Consider the following 23255-nt stretch of genomic DNA (forward strand, 5'->3'; position numbering starts at 1 on the left):
GCGTCATGAGATTTTTGCCACGCGCCGAGACGCACGCGCTGGAGCGGAGGCTTGAGCGAGAGGTCGCCTCCTACGGCGAGCCCAAATCCACTCTCTATTACAAGAGCGGCGGGCGCAACTATTCCGGCGCTGCAAATGCGATCGCGCAATCGGCCGGGGCCATGTCCGAGGCGACGCTGCTGTTCCTGTTCAGCCTGGGAGGCGACGGCGACGGCGAGCGCGGCGCCCATGACGAGCGATGGCGAGGTTACCGGCGCTGGCGGGCGGCACAGGGCGAGCCTCGCCGGCTGTACGATGCGCCGGGACACCGGTTCGAGGCCGGCGAGGTGGCGCTGCTGTCCGAGCTGATCGCCTTCGCGCTCGATCTCGGCTGGGACGCGGTGCTGACGGCGAAGCCCGGGCGCCAGTTGCCCGTCCTCTCCCATGATGACAGGCTGGAGATCCATCGCGGCTTCGGCGGCGGCGCGCTCGTCAGGCAGTTGATCGCGATCGACGGCTGGCAACGCGCCGAACGATGATAAGACAGGGGGTGACCATGGCTGGCCGGCGACCTCTGTGCATCGTGATCCGCATCCCCAACGCCACGCTGTCGCGCGACGAGTTGGAGGCCGCTTTAGGAGGGCCGCTAAGCCGCCACGAGCCATCCAGGGATGGCACATCGGCCTACGCCCAGATAGACATCGCGGACGATCCGGATGAATGGACCGCGGCGATCGATTGCGTGCAGTCGGTGGGGGACGCCTTGAGACAGCTGAGCGTCGACGGCCGCATTGGATCGCCAATCCTCGACGTCGCCGTGAACTTTCCGTCATCGCTAGCGTCGACATCCTTGAAGATCCCGCCTCCGCTGGCAGCGGCCGCCGGCCAGATGGGCATCGGCATCGAGGTTTCGATCTATTGCACGAGCGACGATTGACGCTGAGTCCGACGGCCGTTTTCGCAATCGGAGCCGAGCAGCGTCGAACCGGCTTGCAGCGACGGTCACAAATGAAGATGCCAGAGCGGAGTTTGGGGCGAGCGGACGCGCCCTCGGTGAGGACGCCACCGTGGAGCTAGCTGAAATCAGCTTTCAAGCTAGTTCGCCGACCGGCGCTTTCCATAAACGTCACATAAGACCTTAGGCATCGATCGATGCCCCAGCCTGTCATTGACGAACAGTTCGTCTCTGACTTCCAGGTGGCTCATGAACTTGACCTGAAAGTCGCGCCAGCCATCATCGCACCAAGCGCGAAGCAGCAAAGGACTGTTGCCCCACGAGTCTTTTGACTCATAGCCGAGGGAATAGGGCTCAACGAGATATCGTTCGCCTTTATGGACGAATGTCAGTAGCCTTCGTGCCGCTATCGCGTCGCAAATTATCTCGGCGCTCATAAGCCCTCACGACGAAGCTAGTCTGTTGTCGTCCTGGCAAACCTTAATCAACCATGATCTACTCTGCATACCACCCATCTCCGATCTGCCCGTCGTGCCAGTCTGTCGCAGCATTTGGCCTTGTGTCGTCGGGCAAATCAGTTGCACATTTCCGCGCGTCCCCGCTGCCGCATGAGGGGCGTGTCGCGACCGTCACGAGACGTTGGCAGTGGGATGCGATGGGCGTGTGTCGTTGCAGCGTGATTAGTTCGCGCGGACGAACAAGGATGCACGCACGGTCAAGTCGCGCGGTCCTGATATCCCGACGCTGATATCAACCCATGACGAAGCCTTCGCTTCGCGTGGGGATGGTGGCCAACAAGCCCGGCGCACCAGGGAGAACGCGAAGCAGCCGTTAAAACCAATCGCGCAGGGAGGGCCGGATGATCCGGCGCGTACCTGTGGTTCCTGCCGCCAGCATTTTCCTTCGCTGGCGGGCCATGGGTGGTGTGCCGAGTATGAACGACAGCTTGGAGGTGGAAGTCCTCTATCCAGCCTGATGGCGGCGAAGGATTAGCGAAGCGCAAGGGCGTCATCGCGAGGTGGGGTCTGAAGACAGCGTGGAGCAAAGCCGCGGCCCGATGAACAAACATCGGATGTGAGGCCTACCCGGCCGGACGAGCGAGCCACCAATCGCGAAGTCCACGGTCATCAAGGGGCGGGGTGGTAGATCCGACGGGCATGCGGTGAAGGCGGTCGGTCTTACCTCGGGAGATCTGCGTCGTGTCCCGGCAACGGGACTGAGGTCGTTGCAAGGCGATCTGAACGCGACGCAGAAGTCAGCAGAGGGCATAGTAGGCGGCAGCGTACCGCCGAAGGCCCGAACGATGGAAGTTCTGGTGGAGCGGTGATCTCGCACGACCCAATGCGGCAGGAAGCTCAGAGCAATCTGAACCCTCGCCCCGGACCGAGGGGTGAAGCCCCGCGGGCCGGCGCCGGGGCGGCCGAAGCTCGCGCGGCGAAAGCCTGTCTCGATCAGACGGCGGTCGCGGGACCGTCGATGGAAAGGATCGTCGCACGTGAGAACCTGAAGAAGGCATTGGACCGAGTGAAGCGCAACAAGGGCGCGGCGGGGGTCGACGGGATGACCGTGGATGATCTGCCGGCCTACCTGAAGGTGAACTGGCTCGCGATCCGCGCCCAACTGCTCGACGGCACCTACAAGCCGCAGCCGGTGCGGCGTGTCGAGATTCCGAAGGCATCGGGCGGCGTCAGGCTGCTCGGCATCCCGACGGTGCTCGACCGCTTCATCCAGCAGGCGGTTCTGCAGGTGCTGCAAAGCGAATGGGATCGGACGTTCTCCGAGACGAGCTTCGGCTTCCGGCCGGGCCGCTCGGCGCATCAGGCGGTGGCGAAGGCGCAGACCTACATTGCGTCCCGGCACGCGGTCGTGGTGGATATCGATCTGGAGAAGTTCTTCGACCGGGTCAATCACGACATCCTGATGGGGCTGGTCGCCAAGCGGGTTGCCGACAAGCGACTCCTGAAGCTGATCCGCGGCTTCCTGACTGCGGGCGTGCTGGAGGGAGGGCTGGTCAGCCCGACGGAGGAAGGAACGCCGCAAGGCGGGCCGCTCTCGCCGCTGCTGTCGAACCTGATGCTGGACGTGCTGGACAAGGAGCTGGAGAGGCGAGGTCATCGCTTCGTGCGCTATGCCGACGACTGCAACATCTATGTGCGCAGTCGGAAGGCGGGCGAGCGGGTGATGGCGAGCATCGAGAGATTCCTGGAACGGCGCCTCGAGCTCAAGGTGAACAGGGCCAAGAGCGCGGTCGCCAGACCGAGCCACCGCAAGTTCCTGGGCTTCAGCTTTACGCAGGGGAAGAAGCCGCGCCGGCGCATCGCGCCTGAGGCCATTGCCCGTTGCAAGGCGAGAGTTCGGGAGCTGACGGGGCGACAGTCTGGCCGAAGCCTGGAGCAGATCATCGAGAAGCTGGCGCTGTATCTGAAGGGATGGCGCGGCTACTTCGGGTTCTGCGAGACGCCGTCGGTGTTGCGCAAGCTCGATGAGTGGATCAGGCGGCGGTTGCGCGCCGTCGTCTGGACCCAATGGAAGTGCGGTCCTACTCGCTTCGACGAGCTGCGACGCCGCGGCGTCGACCGGGAGACGGCGCTTAAAACCGCCGGCAACCCACGTGGTCCCTGGCGGCTCGCCAACAGCGCCGCACTGGCCAACGCTCTGCCAAGGTCCTTGTTCGCCTCACTCGGCCTGCCTTTCCTCGCAGCCCGCAAAGCCGCTTAATCCGCCGAACCGCCGTATACGTGATCCGTATGTACGGTGGTGTGGGAGGGGTGGAGTCGCGAGACTCCCCCCTATCCCGATCGGTCGGCACCCGGCTCTCCCTGCGCCCTCATGATTTCGAGGGCGAGACGATCGGCACAGCTCGGGCGCAAAGCGCGCCGCGAGGCTGATAGGTCTTGCCCTAAACGAGAAAGACCACGGCGGTCATGGTGATCACTCAACACGAAGGCGGTGCCCACCCTCCCCTGGAGGGGGAGGGTCGCCTCACGGAGAGCGAAGCGAAACGTGAGGCGGGGTGGGGTGATCTCTCCTCTGGCGCTGGCGTGCGTGGAGAGATCGCCCCACCCCGCTCGCCCGCTTCGCGCGCGATCGACCCTCCCCCTCCAGGGGAGGGTGGAGGCTCGCAGCCGGCAGCAGCGGCTGCATCACGGGCGTTGAAAGGAGGATTATCGGCTGGCTCGGGGACGAGCGTGTCGCCGATGTCCCGAAGACATCAGCTAAATCTTTGCCATCCAATCAGATCGCGAGGCGCATCAGCGCCGTCGTCTGTCACAGAGTTCTGTGCGGGGGAGGTCACCACCAAAATGGTGCCCAGGAAAGGACTCGAACCTTCACGGCCGTTAAGCCACTGGCACCTGAAGCCAGCGCGTCTACCAATTCCGCCACCTGGGCATGGGGGCGCTGTGTACGGATCGAACGGGCGCTTGTCAAACCGCTGAACGCCCAAGATGACAATTTTTCTCACCCCATGCGCAAAAACACGGCTCCCTTTTCCGCGGTGCGGGCGATGGGCTATACAGCGGCCCAGGATGGCGGGCCGCGGGGTGCGAATCGCCGCTGACAGCTATCTCGTCCGGGGCGGACCGACCGCCCGGCAATCCCAGGACTCATTCCATGGCATCGAATCTGGACACATTGGTTACCGTCTTCGGCGGCTCCGGCTTCGTCGGGCGCAACGTGGTCCGGGCGCTGGCCAAGCGCGACTACCGCATCCGCGTCGCGGTGCGTCGGCCGGAGCTGGCCGGCCATCTGCAGCCGCTCGGCCGGGTCGGCCAGATCCACGCCGTACAAGCCAATCTGCGCTATCCCGACTCGGTCGCATCAGCGCTGCGCGACAGCCATGTCGCGATCAACCTCGTCGGCGTCCTGACCGAGAGCGGCGCGCAGACCTTCGAGGCCGTACAGGCCGAGGGCGCCGCCACCGTCGCCAAGGCGGCGGCCGCCGCTGGCGCCCGCGTGGTGCATGTCTCGGCGATCGGCGCCGACGCCGAGTCGGCGTCGAGCTATGCCCGCGCCAAGGCGGCCGGCGAGGCCGCCGTGCTGGCCGCGGTGCCCGAAGCCGTGATCATGCGCCCCTCGGTCGTGTTCGGCCCCGAGGACCAGTTCACCAACCGCTTTGCGGCGCTCGCGCGGGTCTCGCCGTTCCTGCCGCTGATCGGCGGCGGCGAGACGAAGATGCAGCCGGTCTATGTCGGCGACGTCGCCACTGCGGTGGCCGATGCGGTCGACGGCAAGGCGCAGCCGGGCGCGACCTACGAGCTCGGCGGGCCTGAGGTGCTGAGCTTCCGGGAAATCCTGAAAATCATCCTCGACATCACCGACCGCGACCGCGCGCTGCTGCCGCTGCCGTTCGGGCTCGCCAAACTGCAGGCCGCAATCCTGCAGTTCGCGCCGGGCCCGCTGAAGCTGACGCCGGACCAGGTCGAGCTCTTGCGCCACGACAACGTGGTGTCGGAGGCGGCAAAGGCGGCCGGGCTGACCTTGCAGGGCCTCGGCATCACGCCTGACTCGCTCGAGGCGGTCGCCCCGCAATATCTCTGGCGCTTCCGTCCGTCCGGGCAGTTCCAGCGCAAGAACGCGTGAGGGGCCACCGGCCTCTCCACGTCATTGCGAGGAGCGAAGCGACGAAGCAATCCAGAGTCTCGCCCACCAAACTGGATTGCTTCGCTTACGCTCGCAATGACGGTGGATGGAGCTGGGGCTCAGCTCACTTCCCCAGCGCCAGCGCGATCAGGCCGAGGGTGCCGACGATGACGCGCCACCAGGCGAACAGCACGAAGCCGTGGCGGGTGACGTAGCCGAGGAAGGCCTTCACCACGATCATGGCGGTGATGAAGGAGACGACGAAGCCGATCGCGATGAGGCCGAGGTGATCGGACGTCATCTCGGCGCGGCTCTTGTAGAAGTCGTAGACGAAGGCGCCGACCATGGTCGGGATCGCCAGGAAGAAGGAGAACTCCGCGGCCGAGCGCTTGTCGCCGCCGAGCAGCATCGCCGCCACGATGGTGGCGCCGGAGCGCGACACGCCGGGGATCATGGCGAGGCACTGCGCGACGCCGATCCACAGATACATCATGAGCGGATAGCGCGTGGCGTCGTGCTCCCGCGGCTTGAGATCGATCTGATCGACCCACAGCAGGATGGCGCCGCCGACGATCAGCGAGAAGCACACGACCCAGGGATCGAACAGGAGCGCCTTGATGTACTTGCCGGCGATGAGGCCGATGATGACGGCGGGCAGGAAGGCGATCAGCACGCCGATGATGAAGCGGCGGTCGTCAGGGTTCGTCAGCGCGCCGATCGCGACGCGCGACAGCTTGAAGAAGTACAGCGCGACGATGGCGAGGATGGCGCCGAGCTGGATCAGGATCGCAAAACTCTTCCAGAAGCCCTCGTCGCCGAGCCCGAAGAAGCGCTCCGCCAGCAACAGATGGCCGGTCGAGGATACGGGAAGAAACTCGGTGACGCCCTCGATTATGCCGAGAAGCACCGCCCGCAGCGTATCTGACATCATTGATCGGATCCTGGATTGCCGGCAAAACGCGGCCCTTCTCGCCTATTCGGCTCCCGCCCGCAATTGCAAAAAGCGCTCGAACCGGCCACATCCGATGAATGAACCGGCGTGTGATCGGCCATGCGAATCAGAACGAGGCAATGCCGGACAGCGGATCGGGCGCGCTGATCGCTGTTCCCGAAAGCGCCGTTTCCCGCATGACCGCCCGTCGCCCTACTGCTTACACTTTCGCCGACCATGCGCTAATGGTCCGATTCGCGAGCGCACCCGCGCGCCGGTATCGGGACGAGGCGTCGGTGCGAACCGATGGTTGATTGTTCGTTAAGCGCCGTAGCCGCGGAATCGTCGAAAGGCTCCATGTACACGCTCTACCACCATCCCTTCTGCCCGCATTCACGCTTCGTCCGGCTGGTGCTCGGCGAATACGGGCTCGATCTGCGCCTGGTGGAGGAACGCGCCTGGGAGCGCCGCGAGGCGTTCCTCGTGCTCAATCCCGCGGCCACCACGCCGGTGCTGTCGGTCGAAGGCCTGCCGCCGGTGCCCGGTGTCGGCGTGATCGCCGAGTTCATCGACGAGACCTGCGGGCCCGAGATGGGCGATCGCCGGCTGATGCCGGCGTCGGCGGCCGAGCGCGTCGAGGTGCGCCGGCTGATGGACTGGTTCAACACCAAGTTCTTCGAGGAGGCCTCGAACCTGCTGGTCACCGAGCGCATCTACAAGCGCTTCATGAGCGAGGAGGATGGCGGCGGGCCGCCATCGACCGACGTGATTCGCGCCGCCAAGACCAATGTGCGCTATCATCTCGCCTATATCGGCTGGCTGGCGCAGCGGCGCAATTTCCTGGCCGGCGACCGGCTGACCTATGCCGACCTGGCCGCCGCCGCGCATCTGTCTGCGATCGACTATCTGGGCGACGTGCCATGGATCGAGGACGACGCAGCGAAGGCGTGGTACGCGCGGGTGAAGTCGCGGCCGTCGTTCCGGCCGCTGCTCTCCGACTGGCTGGCGGGCGTCCCGGCGTCGCGGACCTATGTGGACCTGGACTTCTGAGCGCAGATAGGCCCACGCCGGAGACGTTGAAGGCGGCGCTGGCCGCCGAGGCGCAACGGCTGGGCTTCGATGCCATCGGCATCACCGCCCCGGTCGTGAGCGCCGAGCGGGCCGCCGCGTTCGAACGCTTCCTCGCCGCCGGCCAGCACGGCGACATGGACTGGCTGGCGCGCGAGCCGTCCCGCCGCACCGATCCCGCCGCGCTGTGGCGCGAGGTCCGCAGCATCATCATGCTCGGCGTCAATTACGGCCCCGACGAGGATCCGCGTGCGGTCCTGTCCCAGCGCAGTAACGCTGCGATTTCGGTCTATGCCCGCGGCGACGACTATCACGACGTCATCAAGAAGAGCCTCAAGACACTCGCCCGCTGGCTGGTCGCACAGGCCGGTTGTGATGTGAAGGTGTTCGTCGACACCGCGGCCGTCATGGAGAAGCCGCTGGCCGAAGCGGCCGGGCTCGGCTGGCAGGGCAAGCACACCAACCTGGTGTCGCGCGGTTTCGGCTCCTGGCTGTTCCTCGGCGCCATCTACACCACGCTGGACCTGCCCGCCGATGCGCCGGAGCGCGATCATTGCGGCTCGTGCCGAGCCTGCCTCGACAGCTGTCCGACCGCGGCGTTCCCGGCCCCCTACAGCCTCGATGCGCGGCGCTGCATCTCGTATCTCACCATCGAGAACAAGGGGCCGATCCCGCGCGAGTTCCGCAAGGCGCTGGGCAACCGCATCTACGGCTGCGATGACTGCCTCGCCGCCTGCCCGTGGAACAAGTTCGCGCAAGCGGGGCGCGAGGCGAAGCTGGCGGCCCGCGAATCGCTGCGGTCCCCCGATCTCGCCGCGCTGGCGGCGCTCGACGACGCCGCGTTTCGCGCACTGTTCACGAAATCGCCGATCAAGCGCGTCGGCCGCGACCGCTTCCTGCGCAACGTGCTGATCGCGATCGGCAACTCCGGCGATGCGGCGCTGACGCCGGCCGCCGAACGGCTTGCCGCCGATCCGAGTCCGCTGGTGCGCGGCGCCGCCGCCTGGGCGCTCGCGCGGCTGCTCGACGAGGCCGCCTTCGCGCGACGTGCGGAGGCGGCGCTGACGTCAGAGACCGACGAGAGCGTCCGCGCGGAATGGCAAGCCCGATGCTGAAGCGGGCCGCCTCAGCCCATCTCGCCGACGGCGGCCAGCATGCGCGCGATGTCCTGCGGACGCGACAGCCGGTGGTCGCCGTCCTGGATCATGGTCAGCACCACGTCTTCGGCCGGCAGGCGGTGGGTCAGTGCGAACGCGTGCTGCCAGGGGACGTCCGGGTCCTGCGCGCCCTGCAGGATGCGCACCGGGCAGCCGACCTTGATGGCGCCGCCGAGCAGGAGATGATTGCGCCCGTCCTCGATCAGCGCCCTGGTGATGGGATAGGGCTCGCCATACTCCGACGGACGCATCCAGACGCCCTTGGACTCGATCTCGGTCCGGACCGCCGGCGGGAAGCCCTTCCACATCAGCTCCTCGGTGAAATCGGGCGCCGGGGCGATCAGGACCAGGCCAGCCAGCGTCGCCTCCGCCGGGTCCTTGAGCAGCTCGCGCGCCAGCAGCAGCGCCATCCAGCCGCCCATCGAGGAACCGATCACGACCTGCGGTCCGCGGCAGATTTGCCGGAACACCGCGACGCTCTCCTCGAGCCAGCGGCCGATGGTGCCGTCGACGAAGCGGCCGCCGGATTCACCGTGGCCGGAATAGTCGAAGCAGACGCAGGCGCGGCCGCGCTCGGCGGCCCAGGCGTCGAGCGCCAGCGCCTTGGTGCCTTTCATGTCGGAATTGAAGCCACCGAGCCAGAACAGCCCGGGCGGGCGGCCTGGCCGCGCCCGCACCGCGATCCGGCGCGACGATTCGCCCGCGCCGACGGTGACGAAGACGGGCGTATCGGCATTTTCTGCAGCAGGGTTCATGGATCGTTACTCGATTTCGGGGGCTGTGTGGGCGAACCAGCCGGTCGCGTCAATCCGCTCGACCGGGCGCTGCCGCTTGCGAAAGGGCCCCGCGCACTCTATGTCCGCGAGCGGAACCACGAGGCCTCGAAAGTGCGGTTTTGATCGCCATTCTTGGCCATGTGGTCCCTTTGGGGGAATGCACGGCCGCGCCGAAGCCCTGCGCGTGCGACGCAAGAGCCATGACGGCCGGATGTTAATTCGACGCACGGGACGCCAGCTGTCTTGCCCGCGAGGGCATCTTCCTTCAAAATAGTCGCCTTCTTCCACAACCTTGGAGAACTACCCATTCGCCGCCCCAATCGAGCCCCGCCCGCTGCCGTCAAAGACGGGCCGCGCACAAATGATGAGATTCGCAATGCGCAGATCCAGCTGATCGATTCAGAAGGTACCAACCGCGGCACTGTCGAGACCGTGGTTGCGATCAAGATGGCCGCTGATGCCGGCATGGATCTGGTCGAGATTTCGCCGAACAACAATCCTCCCGTCTGTAAGATCATGGACTACGGGAAGTACAAGTATTCGGCGCAGAAGAAGGCCGCCGAGGCCCGCAAGAAGCAGAAGGTCGTCGAGATCAAGGAGATCAAGCTCCGCCCGATGATCGATGATCACGACTACGACGTGAAGATGCGGGCGATGCAGCGCTTCTTCGAAGAGGGCGACAAGGTTAAGATCACACTGCGCTATCGCGGCCGCGAAATGGCGCACCAGGAGATCGGCACCAAGCTGCTCGACAAGGTCAAGTCCGACGTCGCGGCTTTCGCCAAGGTCGAGCAGGACGCGCGGTTCGAGGGACGCCAGGTGGTCATGGTTCTGGCCCCGCGCTAGTCGCCAGCCACCGACGCACCAAACCGAGCCCGCCACACGTCTGGCGGGCTTTTCTCTTGAGGGCCCCGTCAGAACCGCTCTTTGCGGGCGTGGATCAGGACCTGCCACCGCCCGCTGCAGCTGCCGGAGGAGCCTTTGCGGCTCCACCGAACGGAGCCGGCCGGTGCCGGTGGCCGAGGGCCGCCCTGGGATACCTGTACCCGCAGCTCACATGTCGGCTGACCATGGCTCGGACGAGCCGATTCGGCGGTTCAGCGTTGCCAAGAGCCACCGTCTCTGGCATAAGCGCGGCCTTCGTCGCCCGGCTGATCAAGGGCTGCCGTGGCGATGTCCCTGTGCGGGTGGATCCTTGTTTGGACCCAATACCTGAGCACAACCAACGCTCTAACGAGCATTTTCGCCTGATGGCGCCGCTTTTGCGGGCGGCTTGCCGTTGGCATGAAGGAGAGCCAAATGCCCAAGCTGAAGACCAAATCCGGCGCCAAAAAGCGCTTCAAGGTGACTGCCACCGGCAAAGTGATGCACGCCCAGCGCGGCAAGCGCCACGGCATGATCAAGCGGACGAAGAAGCAGATCCGGCAGCTGCGCGGCACCCGCGTGCTGTTCAAGACCGACGGCGACAACGTCAAGAAGTACTTCTTGCCGAACGCCTGACCGGCCTCTCGCTTCCGAAACCCTGGCCGCCTCCAAGCCGCGGCTGATCGTCATCTCTGAATCCAAGGATACCCGGCATGTCTCGCGTCAAACGCGGTGTGACCGCCCACGCCAAGCACAAGAAAGTCTTCAAGGCCGCCAAGGGCTATTACGGCCGCCGCAAGAACACGATCCGCACCGCCAAGCAGGCCGTCGAGAAGGCCGGCCAGTATGCGTTCCGCGATCGCAAGCGCAAGAAGCGCACCTTCCGCGCGCTCTGGATCCAGCGCCTGAACGCCGCCGTGCGTCCGTTCGAGCTCACCTACAGCCGATTTATCGACGGCCTGTCCAAGTCCGGCATCACCGTCGACCGCAAGGTGCTGTCGGATCTCGCGATCAACGAGCCCGCCGCGTTCCAGGCGATCGTTGAGAAGGCCAAGGCGGCGCTCGCCGCCTGATCGCCCTTCCTCATCGCGAGGACTGCAAAGCGGCCGACGATCTCGGCCGCTTTTTGCTGTTCGGCGACATCGATCCTTTCGCTTGACCCCTGTCGCCCGCGCGGCGACAACCCAGCCGCCTTTGTCCCGCGGAGATTTTGACCGTGTCCGACCTCGCCTCGCTCGAGACCTCGATCCTCGACCAGATCGCCACCGCCGGCGATGAAGCCGCGCTGGAAGCCGTGCGCGTCGCAGCCCTCGGCAAGAAGGGCTCGATCTCGGCGCTGCTGGCCACGCTCGGCAAGATGTCTCCCGACGAGCGCAAGACGCAAGGCGCGGCAATCAACCTTGCCAAGGACAAGGTCACGCAGGCGCTCGCCGCACGGCGCGAGGTGCTCAGGGCCGCTGCGCTGGACGCGCGGCTCGCGGCCGAGACCATCGACGTCACCCTGCCGCTGCAGGATTCGCCGGCCGAGACCGGCCGCATCCATCCGCTCAGCCAGGTGATGGACGAATTGACCACGATCTTCGCCGACATGGGCTTCTCGATCGCGGAAGGCCCCGATGTCGAGACCGACGACTACAACTTCACCAAGCTGAACTTCCCGGAAGGCCATCCGGCGCGCGAGATGCACGACACGTTCTTCTTCAATCCGAAGCCGGACGGCTCGCGCATGCTGCTGCGGACCCACACCTCGCCGGTGCAGGTGCGGACCATGCTGAGCCAGAAGCCGCCGATCCGCGTCATCTGTCCGGGCCGCACCTACCGCATCGATTCGGACGCGACCCACACGCCGCAATTCCACCAGGTCGAAGGCCTCGTCATCGACAAGGGCTCGCATCTCGGCCACCTCAAATGGATCCTGCACGAGTTCTGCAAGGCGTTCTTCGAGGTCGACCACATCAACATGAAATTCCGGCCGTCGTTCTTCCCGTTCACCGAGCCGTCGCTCGAGGTCGATATCCAGTGCCGCCGCGACAAGGGCGAGATCCGCTTCGGCGAGGGCGAGGACTGGCTGGAGATTCTCGGCTGCGGCATGGTGCATCCGAACGTGCTGCGCGCCTGCGGCATCGATCCCGACGAGTACCAGGGTTTTGCCTGGGGCATGGGCATCGACCGCATCGCGATGCTGAAATACGGCATGAGTGATTTGCGCCAGCTGTTCGAGGGCGACGTCCGCTGGCTGTCGCACTACGGCTTCAAGCCGCTCGATGTGCCGACGCTTGCCGGGGGATTGAGCGCGTGATCCGTCTCGACCTCTCCGCACGGGTGGTCGGACTCCCTCTCCCGCTTGCGGGGGAGGGCTGGATCCCCCGCGCGCGCGCTTCGACAACCACCGGTTTCTCCGTTCCCTCCCCCCTTGTGGGGGAGGGTCAGGGAGGGGGGTAGCCCCGGATGCCGCACGCAGTTGTCAGCGAGCGCCATCGCCGCCGGGCGAAGCAACTTCGCCAGGCGATGACGCGCGCCGAGACACTGCTCTGGCGCTACATCAAGGCGAACCGGATCGATGGCGCCAGCTTTCGCCGCCAAGTCCCGTTTCGTAACTACATTGCTGACTTCGTCTGCTTCTCGGCAAAGCTTGTCATCGAACTCGACGGGGAATCGCATGATTTCGCCGAACGGCAGGCAAGAGACGCCCAACGCGACGCATTCTTCGCAGCCGAAGGCTTTGAAGTCCACCGCTTCACCAACGAGCAGGTGTCTTCGAACTTGGAAGGCGTCGTTGAAGCCATCCGTCAGGCTCTCGCCGTCCGCGCCCGTGGCTTACCCCCCTCCCCAACCCTCCCCCACAAGGGGGGAGGGAGCGGAGAGAGCTGTGCAAGCGGCCAAGACGGCACATACGAAGCCAACACACACGATACAAACACCAGCAAGATCCGAGGCATGCAGCCATGAAATTCACTTTGTCCTGGCTGAAGGACCATCTCGACACCGATGAGTCGGTGGAGACGCTCGCCGACAAGCTCACCATGATCGGCCTCGAGGTCGAGCATCTCGAGGACAAGGCGAAGCTGCTCGCGCCGTACAGAATCGCGCGCGTCGTTTCCGCCGAGCAGCACCCGAACGCCGACCGCTTACGCGTCTGCATGGTCGACACCGGTGACGGTGGCGCGCCGGTGCAGGTGGTGTGCGGTGCGCCGAACGCGCGCGCGGGTCTGGTCTCGGTGTTCTCGCCACCCGGCACCTACATCCCCGGCAAGAACATCACGCTCTCGGTCGGCACGATCCGCGGCGTCGAGAGCCGTGGCATGCTGTGCTCCGCGGCCGAGCTGCAGATTTCCGACGATCACGACGGCATCATGGAGCTGCCGGAGGATGCGCCGATCGGCACTCCTTACGCGGAGTGGGCCGGCCTCGGCGATCCCATGTTCGAGATCAACCTGACGCCGAACCGCCAGGACTGCACCGGCGTGCACGGCATCGCCCGCGACCTCGCCGCCGCCGACATGGGCAAGCTGAAGGACCCCGGCATCAAGCCGGCGAAGGGCGAGCTCCCCTGCCCGGTGAAGGTCACGGTCGAGGACGAGAAGCTTTGTCCGGGCTTCGCGCTGCGACTGGTGCGCGGCGTCAAGAACGGCCCGTCGCCGAAGTGGCTGCAGCAGCGCCTGACCTCGATCGGCCTGCGCCCGATCAACGCGCTGGTCGACATCACCAACTACATGACCTTCGACCGCGCGCGTCCGCTGCACGTGTTCGACGCCAAGAAGGTGAAGGGCAATCTGGTCGTCCGCCGCGCGCGTGACGGCGAGACCTTGCTCGCGCTCGACGGCCGTACCTACACGCTCGACCATTCGATGTGCGTCATCGCCGACGATTCCGGCGTCGAATCGCTCGCCGGCATCATGGGCGGCGAAGCCTCCGGCTGCGATGAAGACACCACCGACGTGCTGATCGAATCGGCGCTGTGGAACGAGATCAACATCGCCCAGACCGGCCGCAAGCTCGGCATCAATTCCGACGCGCGCTACCGCTTCGAGCGCGGCGTCGATCCGGCCTTCATGGTGCCGGGCCTGGAGATGGCGACCAGGCTCGTGCTCGAGCTGTGCGGCGGCACGCCGTCGGAGACCGTCGTCGTCGGCAATCCGTTTGGTGATGACCGTATCATCGATTTCCCACTGACCGAGGTGAAGCGGCTGGCGGGCATCGAGGTGCCGCTGACCGAGATGCGGCGGATCCTGACGCATCTCGGCTTCGTGGTCGCCGGCAACGGCCCGGTCGTGAAGGTCGCGGTGCCCTCCTGGCGCAGCGACGTGCATGGCAAGGCCGACATCGTCGAGGAGGTCGTGCGCATCGTCGGCGTCGACAAGGTGCCGATGACGCCGTTCGAGCGCGGCGATGCCCCGCGAAAGCCGGTGCTGACGCCGATCCAGCTGCGCACCCGGCGCGCCAAGCGCGCGCTGGCGGCGCGCGGCATGGTCGAGGCCGTGACCTGGTCGTTCATCTCCAAGCCGGCGGCCGAGCTGTTCGGCGGCGGCAAGGCCGAGCTCGCGCTTGCGAACCCGATTGCCGCCGATCTCTCCGACATGCGGCCGAGCCTGCTGCCGGGACTGATCGCAACCGTGCAGGCCAACGCCGATCGTGGCTTCGGCGATGCCGCGATCTTCGAGGTCGGGCAGATCTTCAAGGGCGATGGCCCCGCGGACCAGCTCATGGCAGCGAGCGGCATCCGCCGTGGCGTCGCGTCGGCGAAGGGTCTCGGCCGACATTGGACGGGATCGCAGGCGGCGAGCGCTTACGACGCGAAGGCTGATGCACTCGCCGTGCTGGCGGCCGCCGGCGCGCCGATGGCGTCGCTGCAGATCGTCGCCGGCGGCCCCGCCTGGATGCATCCGGGACGCTCCGGCACGATCCAGATGGGACCGCAGAACGTGCTCGGCCATTTCGGCGAGCTGCATCCGCGCACGCTCGAGGCGCTGAAAGCCGACGGGCCGCTCGTCGCCTTCGAGGTGATCCTGGATCGCATTCCGGCCGCCAAGGCGAAGCCGACGCGCGCCAAGGCGGTGCTGGAGCTGTCCGCGTTCCAGCCGGTGTCGCGCGACTTCGCCTTCATCGTCGACCGCAAGGTCAAGGCCGGCGATATCGTGCGCGCCGCGCAGGGCGTCGACAAGAAGCTGATCACCGATGTCGCCGTGTTCGACGTCTACGAGGGCAAGGGCATCGAGGACGGCAAGAAGTCGGTAGCGATCGCCGTCACCCTGCAGCCGCGCGAGAGGACGATGACGGACGAGGAGATCGACGCCGTCACGGCAAAGATCACGGCCGACGTTGGCAAGAAGACCGGCGGCACGTTGCGCGGATGAGCCTGTCCGGGCTCATCCCTGCCGATCTCAGCCTGTTCGCGGCGGTCGCGCTGGCGATCGTCGCTTTCATCGCCGCAACCGCGCGCGGCTTCTCCGGCTTCGGCGCGGCGCTGATCTTCATGCCGCTCGCGAGCAGCTTTGCGACGCCCCGTCTGGTCGCGCCGCTGCTGCTGGTGATCGACTTCGTATCGATGGCCCCAATGGTGGCGCCGGCCTGGCGTGAGGCCGACCGCAAGGCCACCGCCGTGATCGTCGTGGGTGCGTTGGTCGGCGTGCCCGTGGGCACCTATTTCCTCAGCCGGCTGGACCCTGTCACCGTACGCTGGATCATCACCGGTTTCGTGATCGCGCTGCTTGCGCTGCTGCTGTCCGGCTGGCGCTATCGCGGCAGGGAGTACGCCGCGCTGTCGGTCGCTGTCGGCTATATCTCCGGATTCTGCAGCGGACTGGCGCAGACCGGGGGCCCGCCGATCGTCGGCTACTGGCTGGGACGCCCGATCCCGCCAAAGATCGCGCGAGCGAATATCGTGCTGTTCTTCGGCGCATCGGACTTCTTCGCCATGGTGAGCTACGCAATGAGCGGGCTGATCACCTGGGATTCGCTGAAGCTTTCGCTGCTGATCGGTCCGGTCTACGCGCTTGGTGTCGCGTTCGGCGCGTCGCTGTTCGGCCGTGCCAGCGAGCAGGTGTTTCGCGCCATCTGCTATGCGCTGATCGCAATCGCCGTGATCGCCGGCCTGCCGGCCCTCGACGGCGTGCTCGGGCGGGGTTAGCCTTCCTGCAACGAAGCAGACAGGGAGGCCACCGTGATCCATCGGCGAACAATGCTCAAGCTCGCGCTGGGAACGGCCGGCGCCATCGCGGCGCCCGCGGCGTTCGCGCAAGGCGCAAAGACCGGCACGCGGATCGTCTTCCTCGGCACCAAGGGCGGCCCACGCGTCGGCGTGGGCGCTTCGAATCCGGCCAATCTCGTCGTCGTCAACGGCACGCCGTTCGTGATCGATTGCGGCATGGGCGTCAGCCGTCAGCTCGTCAATGCGGGCGTTCCGATCCCGTCGGTCAAGTACATCCTGATCAGCCACCACCATTCCGATCACAATCTCGAATACGGCAATCTGTTCTACAACGCCTGGGCCGCAGGATTGTCGACGCCGATCCGGTCGTTCGGACCGAGGGGCCTGGAGGCGATGACCAGGAGCTTCTGGGAAACTAACAAGTTCGACGTCGACACGCGCATCGCGGACGAAGGCCGGCCAGATCCGCGGCCACTCCTGGTCGCGAAGGATATCGACACGGACGGCGTCGTGCTGAAGACGGCGAACGTGACGGTGACCGCGTTCCGCACGCCACATCCGCCGATCACCGACAACTTCGCGTACAAGTTCGAGACGCCCGACGGCACGATCGTGTTCTCGAGCGACACCGCCTATAACCCGAAGCTTGCAGAGTCTGCCAAGGGCGCCGATGTGCTCGTGCATGAATGCCTCTATGTGCCCGCGGTCGATCGGCTGGTCGCCAAGACGAAGAACGGCTCGACGCTGAAGAAGCACCTGCTCGACAGTCACACGACCACGGAAGACGTCGGACGCATCGCCGCGGCTGCAGGCGTGAAAGTGCTGGTGCTCAGCCACCTCGTACCCGGTGATGATCCCGAAGTGACGGACGAGGACTGGACGCGGGAGGTGAAGAAGAACTACACGGGCCGCATCGTGGTCGCGAAAGACCTGATGGAATTGAAGCTGCCTGTGTAGCCAAGGCGTGCTTCAATCGGCAGCTCGCCTGCATCAGCCGTAGGGTGGGCAAAGGCGCAGCCGTGCCATTTCAACGCTGGAGATCGCAGTTGCGCCGTGCCCACCATCTTGCTGATGAGTTTGCGGATCGACGGTCAATCCTCCGGCGAGGCCGAGCGCACCTTGCCGCGACGGCGCGGTCGCTGCCGCTCACTGCTCGGCTCCGGCTCGGCGTCCTTGATCGCGCCGATCCGGCGCAGCGCGGCTTCGGCGGCGCGCTCGCCGGAGTCCCAGGCGCCGTCGACCGTGCCCCACAGCGTTTCGTGCGTGGCCTCGCCGGCCAGGAACAGCGGGCCCAACGGTTCGCCGAGAATTTTGCGGGCGCCCTGGCTGCCGGGCGTGCCCGCCGACATCGCGCCGAGCACGCCCGGCACCTGGTTCCAGCGCGTGGCTGCGGACGACTTCACCGCTGCGGCGGCTTCACTTCCAAACAGCTTGCCGATCCACTCCCTGGCGAAGTCGGCCATCGCCGCCTCGCCCTGCGCTGATAGTTCGCGGCCGAAGGCGCCGGCAACATCGACGGTACAAAGCGACGATCCACCGATATTGGCAAGCAGCAGACCCGTGCGGTTGGAATTGCTCTGCTCGATGATGACCTCGTCCCGCGACAGGCCGAGCGGATTGCCCGCCAGCATCAGCGCAATGTGATCATAGCTGCCGAGGCTGAGCTTGGCGGCGGCGTCGAGCTGCCGCTTCGGCAGCTCGGGCGCGAACTTGATGGCGCCTGACGTCAGCACGTTGGTCGACACCGTGAGGATGACGGCGCGCGTCGCGATTCGCCCCGCCGGCGTTTCCACCGCGACGTCGCGGTTGGTCCACACGACGCGTGTTGCCGGAGTCGACAGCGATGACGGCAACGATTCGCCGAGCTTGGCGAGGAACGTGCCCAACCCCTGCCGGCAGGCCAGCGGAGCGCTGCGACCCTGTGCGCGCGCCTTGTCCATCGCGGAGAGATCGGCGAGATCCTTTCCGGTCGCGCTGGCGCCGAGTACGAACGCGGTGGTGCTGGCCCAGTCGCCCAGATCTTTCGGCAGCGCCGCGCCGCAGGAGGTATCAAGCTTGCCGCGCGCCGCCTCGTCGATGGCGCGATTGGCGCGCACCAGCCCGGCCAGGAACTGCTCGGTCTCGCCGGGCCGCGCATTGCGCCGGCCGACCCGGATCTTTTGCCCGACGGGAGCCGCGACGAGATCGAGTCCGACGCCGCGCGCGAGCCTTCCGATGGGATTGCTGTCGGCGCTGAGCAGCCAGCGGGCGCCGCGATCGAACGGCACGCCGAAGGTGGCGACATCCGTGCTGCAGCGGCCGCCGAGCTGCGGCGAGGCCTCCAGCACCACGACCTTGCGGTTGGCGGCCACGATCCGGCGGGCCGCGGCGATTCCCGCCGCACCCGCCCCGATCACGACAATGTCAGCCTCGCGCGGAACAGCCGCCTGCGCGGCACGGCCTGAGATGGGCAGCGCGGCCAGCGCCGCGGAAGCGGAGAGGAAGCCGCGGCGCGTGAAGTTCATGACATGGTTTCCGAAAGCTTTGAACGAAACGAATACCGACCGAATTTGCCGTATCTGCCGCGCTGCGGCAACCGGGATGGTAAACGCGATACCGTGCGGACTGCTTCGACTATGAACCAAATTGCAACCGCAATCGACCATCATGGAAGAAGGGAAAAAGCCGGCGACCGGCCGAGGTCGCCCGGGGAGCGTTATGGGTATCGTGCTCGACCAGATCGGCAAGCTGATTGCCGCCTATCTCCAGAAGGAGATCCCCGGCTATGAGCCGTTCACGCCGAGCGATCCGGACTACCTGCGCAAGGACGTCCAGCCCGGCGACGTGCTGTTGGTCGAGGGCAACAGCCGCATCTCCGGCATCATCAAATATCTCACGCAATCGACCTGGTCGCACGCCGCGCTCTATGTCGGCCCCATCGATGGCGCCGTCGAGCCCGACGGGGAGCCGCATGTGCTGGTCGAGGCCTATGTCGGCGACGGCGTGATCTCGGCGCCGCTGTCGAAATACTTCGCCTATCATACCCGCGTGTGCCGTCCGGTCGGACTGACCTATGAGGACCGGCACACGGTGTGCCGCTACGCCATCAATCGCATCGGCTTCGGCTACGACACCAAGAACATCATCGACCTGATGCGCTATCTGATCCCGATGCCGATTCCGCAACGCTGGCGGCGGCGCATGATCGCGCTGGGTTCGGGCGATCCGACCAAGATGATCTGCTCGGCGCTGATCGCGCAGGCGTTCGACGCGGTCCGCTATCCGATCCTGCCGAAGATCACGCGCGCCCCCTCACGGCGCGCCAAGCGCGAGATCCTGCACATCCGCGATTCGTCGCTCTACATGCCGCGCGACTTCGACATCTCGCCCTATTTCGAGATCGTCAAGCCGACCATCGTCAATGGATTCGACTACACGACGCTGCACTGGGCCGACAAGCAGAAGCCGCTCGCGGAGGTAGCGGGCGAGTTCGCCGTGTTTCCAGGCTCCGTCACAGCGCCGCCGCTCGTTCCTGAGGCGGCTGACGAAGAGGCGGCGCAGCCGGTTCCGGCTGAGGAAATGATGATCGAGGAAGTCAGCGAACGGCTCGTCGTCAACGAGCATTACCTCGTCGCCGAGCCGGTGCGGCAGGTCGCGCCGCGCGCGGCTGCCCGACGGCACAAGGTCGCGGTTTGATCGTCATCCATTCTGCTCAGCGATCCGACCGGCCGATCACGTCCATCAGCTCCGCGATCTTCTGCCGCTGATCGGCCTTGTCGCCGGAGGCGATCGCGTGCTCGACGCAATGGGCGACGTGGTCGCGCAGGATCTCCTCCTCGACCCGGCGCAGCGCCGCCCGCACAGCGGAGATCTGGGTCACGATGTCGATGCAGTAGCGGTTATCCTCGACCATCTTCGACAGGCCCCTGACCTGCCCTTCGATCCGGCTCAAACGTTTCTGACAGGATGTCTTGATGTCCTCGCGCATGGGGCCTATATACCCCTACAGGGTATAGGTTTCAAGAGGCTGGGCGATGTCGGAAACCAAACACGAGCATGGTGGCGCGGCCGCCGGCGAGGGCGGATGCGGCTGTGGATCGCACGCGCGCGCGGTGGAAACCGGACACAACCAAGCATCCGCGGACAACTGTTGCAGCGATCGTGCCGGCGCGGCGCCTGACGGCGATTCGGGGGCCTGCTGCGGCGGCTCGGACCACGCTGCGCCTGAACCGGCGAAGGTCACGGATCCGGTCTGCGGCATGTCGGTCGATCCGGCGACCTCGACGCATCGCTTCGAGCATCAGGGTCACACCTTCCATTTCTGCTCGGCCGGGTGTCGCACCAAGTTCGCCGCCGATCCCGCCAAGTATCTCGCAGCCGCCGCTGCACCTGCAGCCGCGCAGTCGTGCTGTGGCGGTGATGAGCACCATGCGCATGAGCATGACGCTTCAAAAGTCATCGACCCCGTCTGCGGCATGAGCGTCGATCCCGCGACCTCGAAGCATCGCTTCGAGCACGAGGGGCACACCTTCCATTTCTGCTCGGCCGGCTGCCGCACCAAGTTCGCGGCTGATCCCGACAAATATCGCGGCGAACGCGAGTCGCCGCCCGCGATGCCGGCGGGCACGATCTACACCTGCCCGATGCATCCCGAGATCCGGCAGGTGGGCCCAGGCACCTGCCCGATCTGCGGCATGGCGCTGGAGCCCGACGTCATCAGCCTCGACGACGCGCCCAATCCCGAGCTCGCCGACATGACACGGCGATTCTGGATCGGCACCTTGCTCGCCGCTCCCGTCGTCGTGCTCGAGATGGGCGGCCACCTCGTCGGCGGCCATGGCTTTGTCGATCCGATGTTGTCGAACTGGATCCAGCTCGCGTTGGCGACACCAGTCGTGCTGTGGGCCGGCTGGCCGTTCTTCGTCCGCGGCTGGCAATCGGTCCAGACCCGCAATCTCAACATGTTCACCCTGATCGCCATGGGCACGGGCGTCGCCTATGTCTACAGCGTGGTCGCGACCCTGGCGCCGCAGGCGTTTCCGCCGGCGTTCCGCGGCCACGGCGGCGCGGTCGCGGTGTATTTCGAGGCGGCCGCCGTGATCACCGTTCTCGTCCTGCTCGGCCAGGTGCTGGAGCTGCGCGCGCGCGACGCGACGTCGGGCGCGATCAAGGCGCTGCTGCAGCTGGCGCCGAAGACGGCGCGGCGGCTCGACACCGACGGCAACGACCACGAGGTGGAGATCGCCGAGCTCGCGGTCGGCGATCGCCTGCGCGTGCGTCCCGGCGAGAAGGTGCCGGTCGACGGCATCATTCTCGAAGGCCGCTCCTCGCTCGACGAATCGCTGGTGACGGGCGAGTCGATGCCCGTGACCAAGGCCGAAAGCGAGCGCGTCATCGCCGGCACCTTGAACCAGACCGGCAGCTTCGTGATGCGCGCCGACAAGGTCGGCCGCGAGACCCTGCTGTCGCAGATCGTGCAGATGGTCGCCGACGCGCAGCGCTCGCGCGCGCCGATCCAGCGCCTCGCCGACCAGGTCGCGGGCTGGTTCGTGCCGATGGTGATCGCTGCTGCCATTGCCGCCTTCGTCGCGTGGTACGCGTTCGGTCCCGAGCCGCGCTTCGCCTTCGGCCTCGTCGCCGCCGTGAGCGTGCTGATCATCGCCTGTCCCTGCGCACTCGGTCTCGCGACGCCGATGTCGATCATGGTCGGCGTCGGTCGCGGCGCCCAGGCCGGCGTGCTGATCAAGAGCGCCGAGGCGCTGGAGCGGATGGAGAAGGTCGATACGCTGGTCGTCGACAAGACCGGCACCTTGACCGAGGGCAAGCCGAAGGTGACGGCGATCGTCACCGCCGATGGTTTCGACGAGACCGAGGCGCTGCGGCTCGCGGCAAGCGTAGAGCGCGCCAGCGAACATCCCCTCGCCGCGGCCGTCGTCCGTCATGCCACCGAGCGCAACATCAAGCTCGCCGACGTCAAGGGCTTCGACGCGCCGACCGGCAAGGGCGCCCGCGGTGAGGTCGAAGGCAAAGCCATCGTGCTCGGCACCGCCACCTACCTGGCCTCGCTCGGCATCATCACCGATACGCTCGGTGTCGAGAGCAAGCGGCTGCGCGAAGAGGGCGCCACCGTGATCACGATGGCTGTCGACGGCAAGCCGGCAGCGCTGTTTGCGATCGCCGATCCGGTCAAGGCCTCGACGCCGGAGGCGCTGAAGGCCCTCGCGGCCGACGGCATCAAGGTGATCATGCTGACCGGCGACAACCGCACCACGGCCACCGCGGTCGCGCGCAAGATCGGCATCACCGAGGTCGAGGCCGAGGTGCTGCCCGAACAGAAGAGCGCGGTGGTCGCGCGTCTGCGCGCCAGCGGCAAGATCGTCGCGATGGCCGGCGACGGCGTCAACGACGCGCCGGCGCTCGCCGCGGCCGACGTCGGCATCGCGATGGGCACCGGCACCGACGTCGCCATGGAGAGCGCCGGCATTACGCTTCTCCAGGGCGACCTCGGCGGTATCGCGCGGGCGCGAAAGCTGTCGGCGGCGACGATGCGCAACATCCGCCAGAACCTGTTCTTCGCGTTCATCTACAACGCCGCCGGCATCCCGATCGCCGCGGGCGTCCTCTATCCCCTGTTCGGCATCCTGCTGTCGCCGATCATCGCCGCCGCCGCGATGTCGCTGTCGTCGGTGAGCGTGGTCGGCAATGCGCTGCGGCTGCGCGCGACGAGCTTGTGAGGCGACATACAGTCCATCCTCCGTCATTGCGAGCGCAGCGAAGCAATCCAGAGTCCCGCCCACCACCCTGGATTGCTTCGCTG

The 23255-nt window shown here is 66.3% G+C and carries 20 protein-coding genes and 1 tRNA gene; 16 read left to right on the forward strand and 5 right to left on the reverse strand.

The genetic code is table 11. The features are described 5' to 3' along the window. Positions 1-14: 14 nt before the first annotated feature. The 3 genes from QX121_RS28225 to ltrA all read left to right on the forward strand — a co-directional run bounded on the left by QX121_RS28225 (position 15) and on the right by ltrA (position 3652). Complete coding sequence (locus QX121_RS28225) at positions 15-518, forward strand: hypothetical protein (protein ID WP_315813596.1); 504 nt, start codon at positions 15-17, stop codon at positions 516-518. A gap of 11 nt (positions 519-529) precedes the next feature. After that, positions 530-916 (forward strand): hypothetical protein, encoded by a 387-nt coding sequence (locus tag QX121_RS28230; RefSeq protein ID WP_315813597.1) that lies wholly within the window; start codon positions 530-532, stop codon positions 914-916. A 1359-nt stretch (positions 917-2275) separates the two neighbouring features. Then, the gene (gene ltrA, locus QX121_RS28235) at positions 2276-3652 is read left to right on the forward strand and encodes a group II intron reverse transcriptase/maturase (RefSeq protein WP_409997696.1); all 1377 of its coding nucleotides are present in this window, start codon (positions 2276-2278) and stop codon (positions 3650-3652) included. A gap of 585 nt (positions 3653-4237) precedes the next feature. Here the strand turns inward: ltrA and QX121_RS28240 are convergent. After that, a tRNA-Leu gene (locus tag QX121_RS28240) sits at positions 4238-4324 on the reverse strand. A 222-nt stretch (positions 4325-4546) separates the two neighbouring features. Here QX121_RS28240 and QX121_RS28245 point away from each other — a divergent pair. Continuing rightward, entirely contained in the window at positions 4547-5515 is a 969-nt protein-coding gene (locus tag QX121_RS28245; RefSeq protein WP_315813598.1) for a complex I NDUFA9 subunit family protein, read from the forward strand. A gap of 124 nt (positions 5516-5639) precedes the next feature. Here QX121_RS28245 and QX121_RS28250 read toward each other — a convergent pair whose 3' ends face one another. After that, on the reverse strand, positions 5640-6446 hold the full coding sequence (locus QX121_RS28250) for an undecaprenyl-diphosphate phosphatase (protein WP_315813599.1): 807 nt from the start codon (positions 6444-6446) through the stop codon (positions 5640-5642). 357 nt (positions 6447-6803) lie between these two features. On the opposite strand from QX121_RS28250, the gene QX121_RS28255 reads away from it, so the two are divergent. After that, positions 6804-7496 carry a glutathione S-transferase family protein gene (locus tag QX121_RS28255; protein ID WP_315758183.1) on the forward strand — a complete coding sequence of 231 codons (693 nt, stop codon included), beginning with the start codon at positions 6804-6806 and terminating at the stop codon, positions 7494-7496. After that, complete coding sequence (queG, locus tag QX121_RS28260; RefSeq protein ID WP_315813610.1) at positions 7445-8629, forward strand: tRNA epoxyqueuosine(34) reductase QueG; 1185 nt, start codon at positions 7445-7447, stop codon at positions 8627-8629. Before QX121_RS28255 ends, queG begins: the two co-directional genes overlap by 52 nt. Before the next feature lie 11 nt (positions 8630-8640). Here queG and QX121_RS28265 read toward each other — a convergent pair whose 3' ends face one another. Next, positions 8641-9426 carry an alpha/beta hydrolase gene (locus QX121_RS28265; RefSeq protein WP_315813600.1) on the reverse strand — a complete coding sequence of 262 codons (786 nt, stop codon included), beginning with the start codon at positions 9424-9426 and terminating at the stop codon, positions 8641-8643. A gap of 327 nt (positions 9427-9753) precedes the next feature. Here QX121_RS28265 and infC point away from each other — a divergent pair, with 327 nt between their 5' ends. The 8 genes from infC to QX121_RS28305 all read left to right on the forward strand — a co-directional run bounded on the left by infC (position 9754) and on the right by QX121_RS28305 (position 17416). Beyond that, on the forward strand, positions 9754-10293 hold the full coding sequence (infC, locus tag QX121_RS28270; RefSeq protein WP_315740503.1) for a translation initiation factor IF-3: 540 nt from the start codon (positions 9754-9756) through the stop codon (positions 10291-10293). A 453-nt stretch (positions 10294-10746) separates the two neighbouring features. Continuing rightward, entirely contained in the window at positions 10747-10947 is a 201-nt protein-coding gene (gene rpmI / locus QX121_RS28275) for a 50S ribosomal protein L35 (RefSeq protein ID WP_008539890.1), read from the forward strand. Between the two features lie 77 nt (positions 10948-11024). Continuing rightward, positions 11025-11384, forward strand: coding sequence for a 50S ribosomal protein L20 (rplT, locus tag QX121_RS28280; RefSeq protein ID WP_012040570.1), 360 nt, complete (start codon positions 11025-11027; stop codon positions 11382-11384). A gap of 143 nt (positions 11385-11527) precedes the next feature. Then, positions 11528-12610 carry a phenylalanine--tRNA ligase subunit alpha gene (gene pheS / locus QX121_RS28285; protein WP_315813601.1) on the forward strand — a complete coding sequence of 361 codons (1083 nt, stop codon included), beginning with the start codon at positions 11528-11530 and terminating at the stop codon, positions 12608-12610. Between the two features lie 149 nt (positions 12611-12759). Next, complete coding sequence (locus QX121_RS28290; protein ID WP_315813602.1) at positions 12760-13260, forward strand: endonuclease domain-containing protein; 501 nt, start codon at positions 12760-12762, stop codon at positions 13258-13260. Next, on the forward strand, positions 13257-15665 hold the full coding sequence (gene pheT, locus QX121_RS28295) for a phenylalanine--tRNA ligase subunit beta (protein WP_315813603.1): 2409 nt from the start codon (positions 13257-13259) through the stop codon (positions 15663-15665). Before QX121_RS28290 ends, pheT begins: the two co-directional genes overlap by 4 nt. Then, positions 15662-16438, forward strand: a complete 777-nt coding sequence (locus tag QX121_RS28300; protein ID WP_315813604.1) for a sulfite exporter TauE/SafE family protein — start codon at positions 15662-15664, stop codon at positions 16436-16438. Before pheT ends, QX121_RS28300 begins: the two co-directional genes overlap by 4 nt. 33 nt (positions 16439-16471) lie before the next feature. Next, the gene (locus QX121_RS28305; protein ID WP_315813605.1) at positions 16472-17416 is read left to right on the forward strand and encodes an MBL fold metallo-hydrolase; all 945 of its coding nucleotides are present in this window, start codon (positions 16472-16474) and stop codon (positions 17414-17416) included. A 134-nt stretch (positions 17417-17550) separates the two neighbouring features. Here QX121_RS28305 and QX121_RS28310 read toward each other — a convergent pair whose 3' ends face one another. Beyond that, positions 17551-18963, reverse strand: coding sequence for a flavin monoamine oxidase family protein (locus QX121_RS28310; RefSeq protein WP_315813606.1), 1413 nt, complete (start codon positions 18961-18963; stop codon positions 17551-17553). A gap of 193 nt (positions 18964-19156) precedes the next feature. On the opposite strand from QX121_RS28310, the gene QX121_RS28315 reads away from it, so the two are divergent. Then, on the forward strand, positions 19157-20134 hold the full coding sequence (locus QX121_RS28315; protein WP_315813607.1) for a YiiX/YebB-like N1pC/P60 family cysteine hydrolase: 978 nt from the start codon (positions 19157-19159) through the stop codon (positions 20132-20134). Between the two features lie 16 nt (positions 20135-20150). Here the strand turns inward: QX121_RS28315 and QX121_RS28320 are convergent, their stop codons facing one another. Then, positions 20151-20426: a metal-sensitive transcriptional regulator gene (locus QX121_RS28320; RefSeq protein WP_315716843.1), complete on the reverse strand. Its 276-nt coding sequence runs from the start codon at positions 20424-20426 to the stop codon at positions 20151-20153. Between the two features lie 46 nt (positions 20427-20472). Between QX121_RS28320 and QX121_RS28325 the strand changes: the two genes are divergently transcribed. Continuing rightward, positions 20473-23172: a heavy metal translocating P-type ATPase gene (locus QX121_RS28325; protein ID WP_315813608.1), complete on the forward strand. Its 2700-nt coding sequence runs from the start codon at positions 20473-20475 to the stop codon at positions 23170-23172. The last annotated feature ends 83 nt before the right edge of the window (positions 23173-23255 follow it).

Source organism: Bradyrhizobium sp. SZCCHNR2028 (assembly GCF_032380995.1).
Taxonomy (GTDB): Bacteria; Pseudomonadota; Alphaproteobacteria; order Rhizobiales; family Xanthobacteraceae; genus Bradyrhizobium.